Raw genomic sequence first — 15,778 nt, 5'->3', positions numbered from 1 at the left:
CCGCGACTCCGTCGGCCCGCGCTCCTCCAGAGGAGCCGGGCCGACGAGTGCTCAGTTCTGGCGGATCTTGTCGATCAGCTTCCCGCCGAGGTCCTTGACCTTGTCGGTGATGGGGGTGCTCGACTTCGGGCGCTCGGTGACGGTGAACGGCAGGGTGATCGCCTTGCCGGTCTGGTCGCCGGTCACCGTGACGCTGTAGTCGCCGGGCGTGGTGGGCGCCTTCGCCGTGACGGTGAGGCCGCCGCCGGCGAGGTCGCGGGTCGCGGTGCGGTCCGTGAAGAGGGGCGCGGAGCCGATCAGCTGCGTGTCCCCGTTGAAGCCCTTCGCGGTGAGGGTGACGTCGGCTCCGGGGGCGAACGACGAGCCGGAGAGCTCGGCGGTGGCTCCGAAGCTCATCGAGCGGATGTCGCGGTCCACTCCGAGCGCGTTCGTGATGGTGAAGAACGTGTCGGTCTGGTCGGTGAGCCCGGCGACGTTCGCCGCGCCCGGCCCGTAGGCGGCGATGCGCAGCTGCGTTCCGGTGTGCTGCTGCGATCCGCCCTCGGCGGCGGTGCCGTACGACACCTTCATGGTGCTGCCGTCGGCGGTCTTCAGCGCGGTGCTGAGCGAGGTCGGCGGGGTCGAGTCGACGATCTGGCTGGAGTGGGCGTGGTCGGCGGTGACGATGACGAGGGTGTTCCCGTCCGCCTCGGCGAACGCGAGCGCGGCCTGGACGGCCTCGTCGAGGTCGACGGTCTCGCCGATCTGGCCGCACGCGTTCGCGGCGTGGTCCTGCTTGTCGATGCTCGCGCCCTCGACCTGGAGGAAGAAGCCCTTGTCGCCGGTGTCGAGGAGGTCGATCGCCTTCTCGGTCATGGAGCGGAGCGTCGGCTGCTCGGCCGGACGGTCGGGGTTCGCGACGCAGGTCTGCGGGGCGGCGTCCGCTCCGCCGACCGTCGCCGGGGTGGGCGCGTAGCGGACGGGCAGGTTGCCGGAGTTGAACAGTCCGAGCACGGGCGCGTCCTGGTCGGCGACGGTCAGCGCGTCGAGCTGCGCGGCGGTGGCGGCAGTCGTGGCGTCCCCGAGCACCTGGAAGCCGCGCTCCGCGGCCTGCTGGAACAGCGGCTCGCCGCTCCAGTCGCCGGCGCGGGCGACCTGCGCGAAGCTGGCCGAGCCTCCGCCGAGGGTCAGGTCGGCGCGGGTGTCGAGGATCTGCTCGCTGATCGAGCCGAGTCCGCCGTTCTCCAGCGCGTCGTCGCCGCAGCTCGCGCTGTCGGGTCCGTAGCAGCTGCGGGCGTCGACGTGAGCGGCCTGCACGGCCGGGGTGGCGTCCTGGATCTCGGCGGTGGTGACGTTGCCGGTCTTCAGGCCGTTCGCCTTCGCGATCTCGAGGAGGGTGTCCTTGCGCTGCTGGTCGATGTCGACCGAGATGGCGTTGTCGTAGGTCTTGGTGCCGGTGGCCCAGGCGCTGCCGGTGGCGGCGGAGTCGGGCACGTAGTCCGGGGCGCCCTTGACGGCGCCCGTCGCCGGGTCGTCCGCACGGTAGAGCGAGTAGGTCGTGTACTGGCCGGTGATCGGCAGGGCGTCGATCCCGGGGAAGCGGCCGGCCGCTCCGTACTGGTAGTTGCGGGCGACGGTGATCTCCGAATCGCCCATGCCGTCCCCGATGAGGAGGATGACGTTCTTCGCGTCCTGCTCCTTCACCGCTGCGCGCAGCGAGTCGGAGAGGTCGGCGTCGACCGGGGAGATGCGGGCGGCTCCGCCGGTGGCGGAGAGGTCGGCGGCACCGACGGCAGTGGCGGCGCCGGGTGCGGCCAGGGCGGCGGCGCAGACCAGAGCAGCGGCCGAGAGGGCCAGAGCGGAGCGTCCGCGGTTCGCGGAGCGGAACAGTCGTGTCACGTCGTGGACTCCTTGAGAGGTGAGACCCCGGAAAGGGGCACGCTCATCTCACTCCTCATCGCCGCGTCGGTGGGTGAACGGTGATGCATAGCTGAGTGAACTTTCCGACGAGGGCTCTCGGCCCCGGCGGCCCGCCGGAGCGTCCTGCCGACCGGCGTCCTGCCGACCGGCGCTCACCGGGAGCGTCGGTCGGCAGGGGCGCGGTCGCCCGGAGCCTTTCGGGTCAGCGCTGGACGAGCGGGACGGCGATGTCCGTGACGTTCGCGCCGATGGCGCCGAGCGGAGTCGCCGTGCCGTTCAGCAGTCCGATCTCGTAGAGCGACCCGTTGACGGCGGCGAGGCCGACCGAGCCGATGGAGCTGCCGTTGCGGAGGACGGAGTAGATGTCGAAGCCGGTCGCACCCGCTGCGTCGAGGCCGAGCTTCCCGGTCGGCGCCAGGGTGCCGGCGTTGGCCGGGGACTGGATGGCGATCTGGTCGAGGGCCGTGTCGAGGACGAACAGGGTGGTCGCGCTGTTCGCGTCGAGGTCGTTGTTCGTGTACGCGGCCCCGGCGACACCGGTGGCCACGGCGGGCGCGGCGTAGCTGAGCGTGCCGTCGGCGACCGTCGCGGCGCCCGCGGTGGCGAACGGCTGACGGAGGTTCTGGCCTGTGTCGCTGACCACGCGGAGCGCGTTCGCGGCGGGGTTGAAGTCGACGCCGAAGGAGGTGCCGCTCAGCGCCACGGTGAGACGGGTCACCTGGGTGGCCACCCCGGTGGACGGGTTGATGGAGTAGACGCCGGCGCTCGCCGCGTTGTCCCCGACGCCGTAGAGGGCGCCGTCCTGGACCCGGTAGTCGATGCCGACGAGCGCGGTGTCGCCGCCGGTGAGGCCGGTGACGGCGACGCGGTTCGTGACCTTGCCGGGCTTGGTCGGGTTGAACTGCACGAGCTTCGTGCCGCCGTCGGAGAGTCCGACGACCCGCAGCTTCGCCGCCACGGAGCGGACCGCGTTGATCAGGTTCCTGTCCGACGCGCTGCTGGAGTCGCTGGTCGCCGCGGCGGGAGCGACGCTGCTCGCACCGGCGAGCACGGGTGCCACCGCCATCACGCCCGCGACGGCGACAGCTGCGATACCGACTCTGATGTTCCTGGTCATCGTGCACTCCTCGAGACTTGCGGTCGCCGGAGATCGGCGGCTCGGAGGGGGATACCGTCCGGAGCGCGCGAGCGTTCATCCGATCCGGAGATCCGTGCCCCGTCACTCCAGAGAGCCGTCGGCGAACCGGCGGAGCGCGGCCGCGTAGCGGTCCGGGTCCCGGTGGTCGCTGTCGGTCAGGAGCAGCACCGAGCCGGAGACGGCGCGCGTGTACTCGCCGCGGCAGGGGAGGGTGACCACCGTCGTCAGTCCGACCTCCCAGGCGGGGACGAGGGAGCCGAGGCAGCGCCGCTCGGGGGCGGCGTCCAGCGGGACGTCCCGTGCGTCCATCCGGGCGGACCGCAGCTCGTCGTGCCAGGCGCGGAAAGGCGCTCCGAGGGAGTCGTCGCCGAAGCGCTCCCGCCAGCCGGGGCCGCGCGCGAGGTCGAGGAGGCGTGCGCGCTCGGGGGATCCGTCGGCGGTGCTGGAGAGCTGCCGGAGGAGCGGGCCGGTCTCGACCGCCAGATGCTCGACGCAGTCCTGCCACAGCTGAGGCCAGGCGCGCTGCTCGTCGGCGCCGGGCTCCGCCGACCCGACCCGTTCCGGGGACCGCTCGAGCGGCGGCGGCCCGTCGCCCGCCGGAGTGAAGCCCCACGCTTCGCGGATCCAGAGGAGCTCGAGCAGCGCCGCGGGGTTGTCCTCGACCGTGATGACCATCTCCGACGGCCAGGGGTCGCCGGGAAGAGGACGGGATGCGCGCATGAGAGGAGCTCCTTCCGAGGGGATGAGGTCGGATCGTGCCGGAGAAGGCTCCAGGGAGGCTGGACTCGCGTCGGCCGACGCGCCACTCCTCCGGGCGCCCAGCGGCGTCGCCGGTGATCCTCCTCGCCGGCGGTCGAGGACGGCGCCGAGCGCCTCCCGAATGTCGGTGCCCCCGACCTACACTCGGACGCGTTCGAACACACGTTCGATGCGATGAGGAGGGAGCCGACCATGAGCGTGACCGTCGTGGAGCGCATCGCGACTCCGGCCTCGGACGCCGTCGCCGTCACCTTCCTCGTCACCAGCGAGGCCGTGGCGGCGGGATTCCCGTCGCCGGCGCAGGACTACTTCGACGGGTCCCTCGACCTCAACGACCACCTGATCCGCGACAGGACGTCGACGTTCATCGTCCGCGTCTCGGGCGAGAGCATGGTCGGCGCGGGCATCAGCGACGGCGACGAGCTCGTGGTCGACCGGTCGATCACGCCGACGCACGGGAGCGTGGTCATCGCGATCCTCGACGGCGAGCTGACCGTCAAGCGCCTCGAGCTGCACCCCGGGGGAGTGGTGCTGCGGGCCGAGAACCCGGAGTACCCGCCGATCCACGTCGCCGAGCTGAGCGACCTCCGGGTGTGGGGCGTCGTCACCGTCTGCCTCCACCGGCTGCACCGTGCGCTCTGAGCGGCGCATCACCCTGGTCGACGTGAACTCGTTCTACGTCTCCTGCGAGCGGCTGTTCGATCCGAGGCTCGCGGGCCGGCCGGTCGTCGTCCTCTCGAACAACGACGGCTGCGTGGTCGCGCGCTCCGACGAGGTGAAGAGGCTCGGGATCGAGAACGGCACGCCCTGGTTCCAGATCGAGCCGCTCATCCGCTCCGGTCGCCTCCCGGAGGTGATCGCCCGATCGAGCAACTACGAGCTGTACGGCGAGCTGTCCGCGCGCGTCATGGAGCTGCTGGGCCGCTACTCCGCCTGGCAGGAGGTGTACTCGATCGACGAGTCCTTCCTCGGCGTCGACGGCGACGTGGCGGAGCGGGCGAAGATCGGCCGGGAGATGCGGGCGGCCGTCGCGAAGAACGTCGGGCTGCCCGTCTGCGTCGGCTTCGGACCGAGCAAGACTCTCGCGAAGTTCGTCAACAAGGGCGGAGCGAAGAAGCACCCGCGCCTGGGGGGCGTCTGCGACACGGACTGGTACACGCCCGAGCAGCTCGACGCGCTCATGGCCTCGCAGCACGTCACCGAGCTGTGGGGAGTCGCCGGCCGCACAGGGAAGCGCCTCGCGGAGCTGTCCATCCACACCGTCCGCGACCTCCGCGACGCGGACCCCGCGCTGATCCGCAAGAAGTTCTCGGTCGTCCTGCAGCGCTCCGTCTACGAGCTGCGCGGCGTCGACTGCATCCCGCTCGAGGCCGCCCGCACCGTCCGCGACCAGCTGATCTTCTCCCGGTCGTTCGCCACTCCCGTGACGACGATCAGCGACATGGAGCAGGTGCTCTCCGTCTACGCGCAGCGCGCCGCCCACCGCCTCCGCGCGCAGGAGTCGGTCACCAGGACGATGAGCGTGTTCGCGTCGACGTCGCCGTTCGCGGACGCGCCGTACGAGTCCGCCGGCGGCCTGGCCGGCTTCCCCGTTCCCACGGACGACCCGGTGGCGATGGTGAGGGCCGCGATCGGCACCCTGCGCCCGCGGCTGCGGGAGGGCGCGCGCTACGTGCGGGCCGGCGTCATCCTCACGAACCTGTCGCCCCGGAACTCCCACGCGCTGCTCGAGATCTTCGACACCGCCTTCGACACGAAGGGCCTCGGCGCCACCATCGACGCCGTGACGAAGCGCCACGGCCGGTCCGCGGTCGGCCTCGGGCTGGCAGGCATCCGCACGGGGCCGGTGTGGACGATGAAGCGCGACGCCCTCTCGCTCCGGGCGACGACGCACTGGGGCGAGCTGGCGACGGCCCACGCGCGGTGAGCCCGCCGGCGGGGAGATCGGGTCATCCGACGCGTAGGCGCCCTGGGCGCTCTCGGGCAGGCTCGTCGCCATCGACGAGTGTCGGTGCGGGGACGGCGGGAGGACCCATGGCCGAGAGCTGGCAGGACGCGTCGGTGCGGGGCGTCGCGATGATCGAGAACGAGCTGGTCGTGCGCGACTTCCTCGAGGTGTGGAGCGCTCGCGACAGCCGCCAGCTCATCCCGTTCCTGCATCCGGAGGTCGTCTACAGCGCGTCGAGCTCGCAGGAGATCGCGGGGCGGGCGCGGGTCCTCGAGATGTGCGACGAGGTCCACCGGGCGTTCACCGAGATCCGGATCGCCCTCGTCACGATCGCCGTCGCCGGCAGCGTCGTCCTCACCGAGCACGCCCTGCACCTCCGCTCGGACACGGGGGAGGGCCACTGGCTCCGCTGCTTCGGGAGCTACGAGCTCCGCGGCGAGCAGATCGTCACCTGGCGGCAGCTCCATGGGTGAGGGCCGCGCGTGACGGCGGTGACCGGCCCCGCGCGCCTCAGGCTCGCCCTGGTGCTGCTGGCCATCGCCTCGGGCGCGACCGACGCGTTCGCGTTCCTCCTGCTCGGCGGCATCTTCACCGCGAACATGACGGGCAACCTGGTGCTGCTGGGGCTGTACCCCCGCTCCGCCTGGCTGACGACCGCGGCCGGAGCGGTCACGGCGATCGTCTTCTTCGCCGGAGCGGTCTACGCCGGGTTCCGCACGACCCGGGCGCGCACGCCGTCGACCGGCGACGGGAGACGTCCGCTCCGCGCGATCGCGCTCGTGGGGGTCGTCCTGCAGCTCGCCGTCGCGGTCGCCTGGCCGACGGTGCAGGGCGGCACGTCGCTGCTCGTGGACTGCGCGTTCATCGCGACCAGCGCGGCGGCGCTGGGGCTGCAGACCGTGCTCGCGAAGCGGATCTCCGGCGCCGCCGGCCTGACGACCACGTTCGTCACGGGCACGCTCACGAGCCTGATGCAGGAGCTCGCCGAGCGCTCGTCCGGGTCGAGGACCCTCCAGGCGCTCATCGTCGCGAGCCTCGCGGTCGGGGCCGTCGTCGGAGCGGCGACCGTGACGCTCGCTCCGGCCTGGGCTCCGACGCCGGCCCTGGTGCTCTCGGCGGTCGCCGTCGTGCTTCTCTTCGCGCACCGCGCGCGAGCCGTGCCCGCGGGAGCGGAGCCCGGGGCCCCGCGTCCCGCGTGACCGGGATCAGGCGTCGAGCGCCCACTTCGGCCGGACCCAGTGGCAGGTGTAGCCGCCGGGGTGCTTGCGCAGGTAGTCCTGGTGCTCCTCCTCGGCGTCCCAGAACTCGCCGGCGGGCTCGACCTCGGTGACGACCGGTCCGGGCCAGCGGCCCGACGCGTCGATCTCGGTGATCGTCTGGCGCGCGACCCTCTCCTGCTCAGGCGAGAGGAAGAGGATCACGGAGCGGTAGGCCGTGCCGATGTCGTTGCCCTGACGGTTCTTCGTCGTCGGGTCGTGCACCTGGAAGAAGAACTCGAGCAGGTCGCGGTAGGAGAGCTGCTCGGGATCGAACTCGATCTCGACCGCCTCCGCGTGGTCGCCGTGGTGGCGGTAGGTCGCGTTCGGCGTGCTGCCGCCGGCGTACCCGGCGCGGGTGCTGAAGACGCCCGGCATGTCGCGGATGAGCTCCTGGAGCCCCCAGAAGCATCCGCCCGCGAGGATCGCGCGCTCCTCGGCCATCAGACGCCTGCCTTCGTGTCGTGCGCGGACTCGCGCGGAGAGATCATCATGCGGGCAAGTCCATCACGACCGGGGACGTCGCGGCGAGCGTCGGACGACTCTCCGAGCAGACCGTCGGCGGGGGAGCCGAGCGTGTCCCGCCCGAGCGCACCGTCACTGCGATCGGTACGCCGCCGGAGATGCACCGGTGGGAACGAGTCATCTGACCGGGTCGCTCCGGGTGCCCCCGTTCCTACGCTCGTCGGTACAACCGAGGAGAGAGCGGAGCGGACCATGGAGCAGCCGAACGTCGAGACGCGCAGTGCACGGCGGGTGATCGAGACCCTGACCGCCAACGGCGTGAAGTACGTCTTCGGGATCCCGGGAGCGAAGATCGATGCGGTCTTCGACGTCCTCGCCGACGAGGGGCCGGAGCTGATCGTCTGCCGGCACGAGCAGAACGCCGCCTTCATGGCCGCCGCGGTGGGACGGCTCACGGGCTGCCCGGGTGTCGTCCTCGTGACCTCCGGCCCCGGCACGACCAACCTCGCCACCGGCCTGCTCACGGCCAACACGGAGCAGGACCCGGTCGTCGCGCTCGCCGGGGCCGTGCAGCTCTCCGACCGCCTCAAGCGCACGCACCAGTCGATGGATGCGGCCGCCTTCCTCTCCACCGTGACGAAGTACACGGTCGAGTCGACGGATCCGGACGACGTCTCGGAGGCGGTCAGCAACGCCTTCCGCGCCGCCGTCACCGAGCCCCGAGGCGCCGCGGCGGTCGTCCTCTCGGCCAGCGTGATGGCCGCGCCGACCTCGCAGGTCATCACCCGGGCGGCCACGGGGCCGACGAGCGGTCCGGCGCGCGCCGAGGACCTCACCCACGCCGCCGACCTGATCAACACCGCGGAGCGGCCCGTCCTCCTCGTGGGCCTCCGCGCGTCGGAGCCGGAGACCGTCGCGGCCCTGCGGGCCCTGATCAGCGAGACGGAGCTGCCGGTGATCGAGACGTTCCAGGCGGCCGGCCTCGTCTCCCGCGAGCTCGAGGACCACTACCTGGGCCGCGTCGGCCTCTTCAAGAACCAGCCCGCCGACCTCGCCCTCGCCGAGTCCGATCTCGTCGTCGCGATCGGCTACGACGCCGTCGAGTACGACCCGGTGATCTGGAACAGCGACGTCGACCGCCGGATCGTCCACATCGACTCCGTCGACGCCCCGCTGGACAACCACTACCTGCCGGCGCTGGAGCTGAAGGGCGATCTCGCGCAGACGGTCGCGGCCCTCACGCCCCTCGTCTCCGGCCTGCAGCTCGACGAGGACGCGGCCGACCGGGTCGCCCGGCACCGGAGCGAGCTGGAGCGGATCGACGACGCGGCGCGGACGGCCGAGGCGGCTCCCGGGACCGTCGATCCCGCCCGCCTCGTGCTCCTGATGCGCGACCTGCTCTCGGACGACGCCACCGTGGCCTGCGACATCGGCTCGAACTACATCTTCATGGCCCGGCACTTCCGCGTGTACGAGCCCAAGCACCTGCTCTTCTCGAACGGGCAGCAGACCCTCGGCGTCTCCTTCCCGTGGGGCATGGCGGCGAGCGTCCTGCGCCCCGGGACCCCGGTGGTCTCCGTCTCGGGCGACGGAGGTTTCCTGTTCTCCGCGACGGAGATCGAGACGGCGACGCGGCTCGGCCTCTCGTTCACGCACGTGATCATGCGGGACGACACCTACGACATGGTCGGCTTCCAGCAGCTGCTGAAGTACGGCCGCAAATCCGGGGTCCAGCTCGGCGACTACGACATCGAGAAGTTCGCGGCGGCGTTCGGCGCCACGGGCAGGCGGGTGAGCGGCCTCGCCGAGTTCGAGGAGGCGTTCCGCGCCTCTCTCGCCGAGCCGGGCGTCTCGATCATCGACGTCGCGGTGGACTACAGCCGCAACGTCGACATCGCCGCCCACCTGGTCGAGGACGCCTTCGAATGAGCACGCACACGGTCGACTCGACCGACGACTACGCGATCTACCAGAGCTCGACCATGGCCGCGCTGCTGGCCGGGGTCTACGACGGGGACCTGACGATCCGCGAGCTGCTCACCCACGGCGACCTCGGGCTGGGCACCTTCAACCACCTGGACGGCGAGATGGTGATCGTCGACGGCGTCTGCTACCACCTGCGCAGCGACGGCTCCGTCCAGGTCGCGGACGGCGACGACCGGACGCCCTTCGCCGCCGTGCTGCCCTTCCACGCGACCACGACGTTCACGGTGGAGGAGCCGACCGGTCTCGCCGGCCTCACCCGGCTGATCGACGACGCGGTCGACGGCGGGAACATCCCCGTCGCCCTGCGGATCGACGGCCGGTTCACCGAGGTCCGAACCCGGACCGTGGGCGCGCAGACCGAGCCGTACCCGCCCCTGATCGAGGCGACCGCCCACCAGAGCGTCACCGGCATCGCCGACACCCGCGGCACGATCGCGGGCTTCCGCACTCCGCAGTTCGAGCAGGCCGTGTCGGTCCCCGGGTACCACCTGCACTACGTCGACGACGCCCGCGAGAAGGGCGGGCACGTCCTCGACGTGACCGTGGCCGAGGTGACGGTCTCGCTCACTACCGTCGCCGGACTGCACCTCGCGCTTCCGGAGACGGACCAGTTCCGCCGGGCGGACCTGGCGATGAAGGACATCGCGGCGCAGGAGGCGCGAGCGGAGGGGTGAGGCGGGCGGGACGTGCGGGGAGACGGGCCGGCCGCGACCCGTCTCCCCGGAGGCCGGTCAGGGCGCGAGCTCCTCGCGGACGATCGAGGCTCCCGCGCTCAGCGCGCTGAGCTTCCCCCAGGCGAGGTCGCGGGGCAGCGGTGCCATGCCGCAGTTCGTGCTGGGGAGGAGCAGGTCCGCGTCGACGAACCGGAGGGCGCGTCGCAGGGTGTCGGCGACCTCCTCGGGCGTCTCGACGGTCCCGCTCGCCACGTCGATCGCTCCGAGCATGACCTTCTTGCCGCGGACGAGCTCGATCAGCTCCATCGGCACGTGGGAGTGGTGGCTCTCCAGCGAGACGATGTCGAGCGAGGACTGCTGGAGGAGCGGCAACGACTCCTCGTACTGCCGCCACTCCGACCCGAGGGTCGCCTTCCAGTCGGTGTTCGCCTTGATCCCGTAGCCGTAGCAGATGTGCACCGCGGTCTCGATGCGGAGTCCCTCCGCCGCCCTCTCCAGCGCGGCCACACCCCAGTCGTGCACCTCGTCGAAGAAGACGGTGAAGGCGGGCTCGTCGAACTGGACGATGTCGACTCCGGCGTCCTGGAGGGCTCGCGCCTCCTCGTTGAGGATGGTCGCGAACTCCCACGCCAGCTTCTCGCGGCTCCCGTAGTGCCGGTCGGAGAGGGTGTCGATCATCGTCATCGGGCCGGGCAGCGCCCACTTGATCGGCTGATCGGTCTGCTCGCGCAGGAACCGGGCGTCGTCGGCGAACACGGGCCTCTCGAGCCCTACGGCGCCGACGACGGTCGGCACGCTCGCGTCGTACCGGTCGCGGATGCGCACCGTCTCGCGCCGCTCGAAGTCGACGCCCGTGAGGTGCTCGATGAACGTCGTGACGAAGTGCTGGCGGGTCTGCTCCCCGTCACTGACGATGTCCAGGCCCCGGTGGTGCTGCTCGTGGACAGCGGCGCGCAGGGCGTCCTGCTTGCCCTCGGCCAGGGCGTCGCCGGTCAGGCGCCACGGGGACCACAGGGTCTCCGGCTGCGCGAGCCACGACGGCTTCGGCAGGCTGCCGGCGATCGAGGTGGGCAGGAGCGGGAGGGACGTCGAGGATCCGCGGGCGCTCATCGGACCGCTCCCGCGTACCCGGCGGCCCACTGCCGCAGCCGCTCCCCGTGCGGCTTCATGAGGTGCTCCTCTGCGAACCGCCCCTGCTCGACCGCGAGCCGGCCGCGCTCCTCGCGGTCGTAGGAGACCGCGGGCCGCACGTAGTCCTGCTGCTCCAGGTCCGGCCGGTAGACGTCGGCGGCGGCCGAGCGCGCGCCGTAGATCTCGGGCCGGTAGATCCTCTGGAACGTCTCCATCGTGCTGATGGTGGCGATGAGCTGGAGGTCCGAGTAGTCCTCCAGCAGGTCGCCGCCGCAGTAGAACGCGAGCGGCGCCGTGCTGCCGGGCGGCATGAAGAAGCGGACCCCGAGGCCCATCTCCGCGAAGTACCGGTCGGTCAGCGAGAGCTCGTCCTGCCGGTACTCGACGCCGAGGATCGGATGGAGGGTCCCGGTGCGCCGGTACGTCCTGCTCGTCGAGACGCTGATGCAGATGACGGGCGGCGTCGACGAGAGCTCCGCGTACTGCGCGGAGTACCGGAAGTGCTGGAAGAGCGCGCCGTGCAGGACGCCGAAGTCGTCGGGGACGGTGAAGCCGGCCTGCGCGGCGTTGACCGCCGGCAGCCGCACGCTGAAGTCGTGGTCGCGGAGGTAGGAGGAGAAGTTGTTCCCCAGTGTCCCCGGCTGACATCGGCCGGTGCGGCGGTCGAGGATCCGGGTGCGCAGGACCTCCAGCAGGGGGAACTCCCGGTCCTCGCCGTCCCTGGTGAGCCGCAGCCCGACGGAGACGATGTCGAGCCCGACCGTGTAGCGGCCGCGGCTCGGATCGTCGCCCGGCACGAGATCGTTCAACCGGTCGTCGATCATCCGCAGCGCGGTCCGGAGGTTCTCCCGGCGGCGCTCGCCGCGGGCCAGATTCGCGAAGTTGGTGGTGATCCGGGAGCTCCGGGCCGGCGAGTAGTCCACGTCGAAGGGGGTGAGGGTGATGCTGAAGGCGGGTTCGTTCGTCATGATCGGCCGATCGGTAGGAGGGACTGGGGCGGGGGCGGGTCCCCTACGTCCCGAAGAGGTTGGCGCGGGTCCCGCCGGGAGCGAGCTCGTCGCGGAGGATCCCGCGGCGGCGCAGCACGGGGACGAGGTCGTCGAGCATCCGGTGCAGGGTGACCGGGTGCAGGTCCCCGGAGAGGAGGAGCCCGTCGCTGCCGCCGTCGTCGCCGAGCTCCTCGACGAAGTCGGCGAACTCCTCCGCGGTGCCGACGAAGCCGGCGCGCTCGGCGACGCGGCCCTTGCGCGCCTTCCTGATGAGCAGCTCCCGCAGCGGAGCGTCCTCCGTGCCGCCGTACAGGCCGGCGATGGTGCCGTGCGAGACGTGCTCGCCGAACACCGACCGCGGGACGGGGAGGTCCAGGTCCAGCCCGGTGAGGTCGGTCTCCAGGTCGCTCGACCAGCCGAGCGCGATCCGCCGCAGCGCGTCCTCGTCGGGGTGGCGCGACGCCTCGACGACGCGCGCGGCCTCCTCCGGGCTCGACACGATCTCGGGCTTCACGACGAAGAGCACGCGCAGGTCGTCCGCCGTCCGCCCGTGCTGCTCGGCCGCGGCGAGCACGCGCGCCCGGTAGTCGCGCACCGCCCGGGCCTCCAGCGGTGCGAGAGCGAGCTGCACGTCCGACTGCGTGCCGGCGAAAGCCAGCCCGCGGGGCGAGCCGCCGGGGGAGACCACGATCGGGTCGCCGTTCTCGAAGGGGACGGCGTTGAGGGGGCCGTCCACGCGGAAGTGCTCCCCGCGGTGCCGGAACGCGTCGATCCGGGTGCCGTCGGCGTAGCGGCCCGACCCGGGGTCGGCGACCAGCGCGCCCTCGCCCCAGCTGCGCCAGAGCCGGCGGACGACCGCCATCCACTCGTCGGCCCGGTCGTAGGCCGCGTCGTGCGACAGCGGCTCCAGCCCCACGTGGCGGGCGCTGCCGACGTCGGTGACCAGGTTGATCCCGAAGCGGTCGGAGCTGAGGTGCTGAAGGGTCGCCGCCTGCCGGGCGGCGAGGTACGGGGGCGTGATGCCGGCGTTGATCGTCGGTGCCAGCCCGATCCGCTCGGTCGCTGCGAACAGGTACGGCGCCAGGAGGAGCGGATCGTGCTTCGGCCCGCCGTACGCTCCCCGCACCCGCAGGTCGAGCGTCTCCGGGGAGCCGAGCGAGACGGCGTCCTCCATCACGATCAGCTCGAAGCCGGCCTGCTCCAGCTCGCGGGCCGACTGCTGGTAGAGGCCGGGCTTCGTCCAGTCGTGGTTCCACTCCCGGTAGGGGTGCCCCCATCCCTGCGGTCCGAAGCCCCGGGAGAAGAACCAGCCGAAGTGCTGACGGCGCGCCACGCTCACACCTCCGCGAGCGCGGGGAGGGCGCGTTCGCGCACCGCGGTGAGCCCGCGCTCGAGGTCGCGGAGGAGGTCGTCGACGTCCTCGATCCCGATCGACAGCCGGAGGAGCCCGGGGTGGATCCCGGCGGCGGCGCGCTCGGCGGGGGTGCGTCCGGCGTGGGTGGTCGACGCGGGATGCAGCACCAGCGAGCGCACGTCGCCGAGGTGGGTCATGTGGCTGAACAGCTCGACGGCGTCGATGAAGGCGGCCGCGCCCGCCTCGCCTCCGGCCACGGTGAAGGAGAAGACGGAGCCCTGCCCGCGGGGGAGCAGCCGCTGCGCGAGGGCGAACGACGGGCTCGACTCCAGGCCGGAGTAGTCGACCGACACGACCTCGGGCCGCCCCTCGAGGAAGCGGGCGACGGCGAGGGCGTTCGCGGAGTGCCGCTCGACCCGCAGCGACAGCGTCTCGACGCCCTGCCGCAGCAGGAAGGAGTTCAGCGGTGACGGCGTCGGTCCGAGGCGGGAGACCACGATGTCCCGCGTGTACGAGACGAAGGCGCGCCGGCCGTGCTGCTCGGTCCAGCTGCGGCCGCCGAACGACCGCTCCTCCTGGTTGAGGTGCGGGAAGAGCGCGGGGCGCGCCGCCCAGTCGAACGTGCCGGCGTCGACGATCACGCCGCCGAGGGCGGAGCCGTGCCCGGCGAGGAACTTGCTGGTCGAGTGCACGACCACGTCGGCCCCGTGCTCGATCGGGCGGAGGAGGTACGGGGTCGCGAGCGTGTTGTCGACCACGAACGGCAGCCCGTGCCGATGCGCGATCGCGGCCAGCGCCGGGAGGTCCAGCAGATCGTTCTTCGGGTTCGGGATCGGCTCGCCGAAGAGGACCCGGGTGTCGGGCCCGATCCGCCGTTCCCACTCGCCGAGGTCCGACGCGTCGTCGACGAAGTCCACGCCGATCCCGAGCCGACCGAAGTTCTGCACCAGCAGTCCGCGGTTGCCCTCGTACAAGCGGCGCGACGAGAGCACCCGGTCGCCGGCCTGCAGCATCCCCAGGAGAGCGGAGGCGGTCGCCGCCTGGCCGCTCGCCACCAGGATCGCCTCGGCGCCGCCCTCGAGATCGGCGAGCCGACGCTCGACCTCCTCGGTGGTCGGGTTCCCGTTGCGGGTGTAGAGATAGCCCTCGTCCTCGCCGGCGAACCGCTCGCGGGCGTGCTCGAAGCTGTCGAACACGAAGCCGGCGCTGAGGTGCACGGGGGTGACGCGCGCCCCGTGGGCGCCGTCGGGCGCGGCACCGGCGTGCACCTGGCGCGTGGAGAAGCCGGCCGCCGCGGAGGCACGGGGTGCGGGCGCGGAGGTCATGGTCGCGGTGGTCGCCGGTGCAGTGGTCGCGGTGGTCGCCGGTGCAGTGATCGTCACGGTGTGCTCCTGTCCAGACGCCCGGAAGGCGGATGCCGGGAGCCTGTCAGGCCGAGGGGAGTGCGCGCCGGATCGTGACGGAGTGTGACTGCGAGGGCGCGCCGTCGCGGGTCGTGGACGTCGACCGCTCGGAGTCCGCGTGTCGTGACTCAGCTGTGCGTCGTGTTCGCCCGGATCTCCTCGACGGACAGCTCCGGCGCACCGCCTGCCGCGGCCGCCGGGTCCATCCAGACGAAGTCCCAGTGGTGGCCGTCGAGGTCGTCGAAGCTCTTCGAGTACATGAACCCGTGGTCCTGCTCGCCGGCCGGGGTCGCGCCCGCGGCGAGGGCCTTACCGTGGAGGGTGTCGACCTCCTCCCTGCTGTCGGCGCTGAGGGCGAGCTGCACCTCGGTCGAGGTGGTGGCGTCGATGATCGGCTTGCTGGTGAACTCGGCGAAGAACTCCCGCGTGAGCAGCATCGCGGTGATCGTGTCGCTGATCACCACGCTGACGGCGTTCTCGTCGCTGAAGCCCTCGTTGATCGAGTAGCCGAGCGATTCGTAGAAGGCCCTCGCCCGGGCGAGATCGGCGACGGCCAGGTTGACGAAGAGCATGGTGGGCATCGGTGCACCGTTCCTGTCGGGACGCCGGTGGCGCGCCGCCGCCGGTCGTGACTGCATGATGATGACCGGCCGGCGGCGGTGTCAAGGAAGCGCTGCCGAGAAGGCGGTGGATGCCCGGCGCGGGGCGTCCGGAGGAGGACTCGGCGCACGGATGCCGCGGATCTGCTGGACTGGCCTCGAGCACCGCAGCACGAG

General features: G+C 72.0%; 15 protein-coding genes. 6 read left to right on the top strand and 9 right to left on the bottom strand.

Translation table 11 applies throughout. The features are described 5' to 3' along the window. Positions 1-51: 51 nt before the first annotated feature. The 3 genes from phoA to C5C25_RS13030 form a co-directional block, all read right to left on the bottom strand. Positions 52-1,878: an alkaline phosphatase gene (gene phoA, locus C5C25_RS13040; protein ID WP_308470799.1), complete on the bottom strand. Its 1,827-nt coding sequence runs from the start codon at positions 1,876-1,878 to the stop codon at positions 52-54. Positions 1,879-2,101: 223 nt separating this feature from the next. Next, positions 2,102-3,016 (bottom strand): DUF4394 domain-containing protein, encoded by a 915-nt coding sequence (locus tag C5C25_RS13035; protein WP_219812287.1) that lies wholly within the window; start codon positions 3,014-3,016, stop codon positions 2,102-2,104. Positions 3,017-3,118: 102 nt separating this feature from the next. Beyond that, a complete protein-coding gene (locus C5C25_RS13030) occupies positions 3,119-3,757 on the bottom strand; it encodes a hypothetical protein (RefSeq protein ID WP_104250860.1) in 639 nt (212 codons plus the stop codon). 231 nt (positions 3,758-3,988) lie between these two features. On the opposite strand from C5C25_RS13030, the gene C5C25_RS13025 reads away from it, so the two are divergent. From C5C25_RS13025 to C5C25_RS13010, 4 genes are all read left to right on the top strand, one after another. Further along, complete coding sequence (locus tag C5C25_RS13025; protein ID WP_104250859.1) at positions 3,989-4,438, top strand: LexA family transcriptional regulator; 450 nt, start codon at positions 3,989-3,991, stop codon at positions 4,436-4,438. After that, the gene (locus tag C5C25_RS13020) at positions 4,428-5,723 is read left to right on the top strand and encodes a Y-family DNA polymerase (RefSeq protein ID WP_104250858.1); all 1,296 of its coding nucleotides are present in this window, start codon (positions 4,428-4,430) and stop codon (positions 5,721-5,723) included. Before C5C25_RS13025 ends, C5C25_RS13020 begins: the two co-directional genes overlap by 11 nt. A 107-nt stretch (positions 5,724-5,830) precedes the next feature. Beyond that, positions 5,831-6,217, top strand: a complete 387-nt coding sequence (locus tag C5C25_RS13015; RefSeq protein WP_104247117.1) for a nuclear transport factor 2 family protein — start codon at positions 5,831-5,833, stop codon at positions 6,215-6,217. A 9-nt stretch (positions 6,218-6,226) separates the two neighbouring features. Next, positions 6,227-6,943 carry a YoaK family protein gene (locus tag C5C25_RS13010; protein ID WP_104226548.1) on the top strand — a complete coding sequence of 239 codons (717 nt, stop codon included), beginning with the start codon at positions 6,227-6,229 and terminating at the stop codon, positions 6,941-6,943. A gap of 6 nt (positions 6,944-6,949) precedes the next feature. Here C5C25_RS13010 and msrA read toward each other — a convergent pair whose 3' ends face one another. Next, complete coding sequence (msrA, locus tag C5C25_RS13005; protein WP_104226547.1) at positions 6,950-7,444, bottom strand: peptide-methionine (S)-S-oxide reductase MsrA; 495 nt, start codon at positions 7,442-7,444, stop codon at positions 6,950-6,952. A gap of 273 nt (positions 7,445-7,717) precedes the next feature. Here msrA and alsS point away from each other — a divergent pair, with 273 nt between their 5' ends. Together alsS and budA are read left to right on the top strand one after the other, a co-directional pair. Further along, positions 7,718-9,394 (top strand): acetolactate synthase AlsS, encoded by a 1,677-nt coding sequence (alsS, locus tag C5C25_RS13000; RefSeq protein WP_104250857.1) that lies wholly within the window; start codon positions 7,718-7,720, stop codon positions 9,392-9,394. Further along, positions 9,391-10,125, top strand: a complete 735-nt coding sequence (gene budA / locus C5C25_RS12995) for an acetolactate decarboxylase (protein WP_104223295.1) — start codon at positions 9,391-9,393, stop codon at positions 10,123-10,125. Before alsS ends, budA begins: the two co-directional genes overlap by 4 nt. 57 nt (positions 10,126-10,182) lie before the next feature. Here budA and C5C25_RS12990 read toward each other — a convergent pair whose 3' ends face one another. The 5 genes from C5C25_RS12990 to C5C25_RS12970 all read right to left on the bottom strand — a co-directional run bounded on the left by C5C25_RS12990 (position 10,183) and on the right by C5C25_RS12970 (position 15,583). Continuing rightward, positions 10,183-11,235, bottom strand: coding sequence for a methionine synthase (locus tag C5C25_RS12990; protein WP_104233986.1), 1,053 nt, complete (start codon positions 11,233-11,235; stop codon positions 10,183-10,185). Further along, positions 11,232-12,224 carry a putative oxygenase MesX gene (locus tag C5C25_RS12985; RefSeq protein ID WP_104250856.1) on the bottom strand — a complete coding sequence of 331 codons (993 nt, stop codon included), beginning with the start codon at positions 12,222-12,224 and terminating at the stop codon, positions 11,232-11,234. Before C5C25_RS12985 ends, C5C25_RS12990 begins: the two co-directional genes overlap by 4 nt. Positions 12,225-12,267: 43 nt before the next feature. Beyond that, the gene (locus C5C25_RS12980) at positions 12,268-13,578 is read right to left on the bottom strand and encodes an LLM class flavin-dependent oxidoreductase (RefSeq protein WP_104250855.1); all 1,311 of its coding nucleotides are present in this window, start codon (positions 13,576-13,578) and stop codon (positions 12,268-12,270) included. Between the two features lie 2 nt (positions 13,579-13,580). Beyond that, complete coding sequence (locus C5C25_RS12975; protein WP_104250874.1) at positions 13,581-14,924, bottom strand: O-acetylhomoserine aminocarboxypropyltransferase/cysteine synthase family protein; 1,344 nt, start codon at positions 14,922-14,924, stop codon at positions 13,581-13,583. A 206-nt stretch (positions 14,925-15,130) separates the two neighbouring features. Further along, positions 15,131-15,583, bottom strand: a complete 453-nt coding sequence (locus C5C25_RS12970) for a VOC family protein (RefSeq protein ID WP_104250854.1) — start codon at positions 15,581-15,583, stop codon at positions 15,131-15,133. Positions 15,584-15,778: the final 195 nt, after the last annotated feature.

The organism is Rathayibacter sp. AY2B9 (assembly GCF_002931595.1).
Taxonomy (GTDB): domain Bacteria; phylum Actinomycetota; class Actinomycetes; order Actinomycetales; family Microbacteriaceae; genus Rathayibacter.
This window is presented reverse-complemented; position numbering and strand designations above follow the sequence as displayed.

Bases quoted from the DNA above. Each gene is read 5' to 3' on its own strand.
- C5C25_RS13035 (WP_219812287.1), bottom strand. From the start codon at position 3,016: ATGACCAGGAACATCAGAGTCGGTATCGCAGCTGTCGCCGTCGCGGGC.
- C5C25_RS12990 (WP_104233986.1), bottom strand. From the start codon at position 11,235: ATGAGCGCCCGCGGATCCTCGACGTCCCTCCCGCTCCTGCCCACCTCG.
- msrA (WP_104226547.1), bottom strand. From the start codon at position 7,444: ATGGCCGAGGAGCGCGCGATCCTCGCGGGCGGATGCTTCTGGGGGCTC.
- C5C25_RS12975 (WP_104250874.1), bottom strand. From the start codon at position 14,924: ATGACCTCCGCGCCCGCACCCCGTGCCTCCGCGGCGGCCGGCTTCTCC.
- budA (WP_104223295.1), top strand. From the start codon at position 9,391: ATGAGCACGCACACGGTCGACTCGACCGACGACTACGCGATCTACCAG.
- C5C25_RS13030 (WP_104250860.1), bottom strand. From the start codon at position 3,757: ATGCGCGCATCCCGTCCTCTTCCCGGCGACCCCTGGCCGTCGGAGATG.
- C5C25_RS12985 (WP_104250856.1), bottom strand. From the start codon at position 12,224: ATGACGAACGAACCCGCCTTCAGCATCACCCTCACCCCCTTCGACGTG.
- C5C25_RS13025 (WP_104250859.1), top strand. From the start codon at position 3,989: ATGAGCGTGACCGTCGTGGAGCGCATCGCGACTCCGGCCTCGGACGCC.
- C5C25_RS13015 (WP_104247117.1), top strand. From the start codon at position 5,831: ATGGCCGAGAGCTGGCAGGACGCGTCGGTGCGGGGCGTCGCGATGATC.
- alsS (WP_104250857.1), top strand. From the start codon at position 7,718: ATGGAGCAGCCGAACGTCGAGACGCGCAGTGCACGGCGGGTGATCGAG.
- C5C25_RS12970 (WP_104250854.1), bottom strand. From the start codon at position 15,583: ATGCCCACCATGCTCTTCGTCAACCTGGCCGTCGCCGATCTCGCCCGG.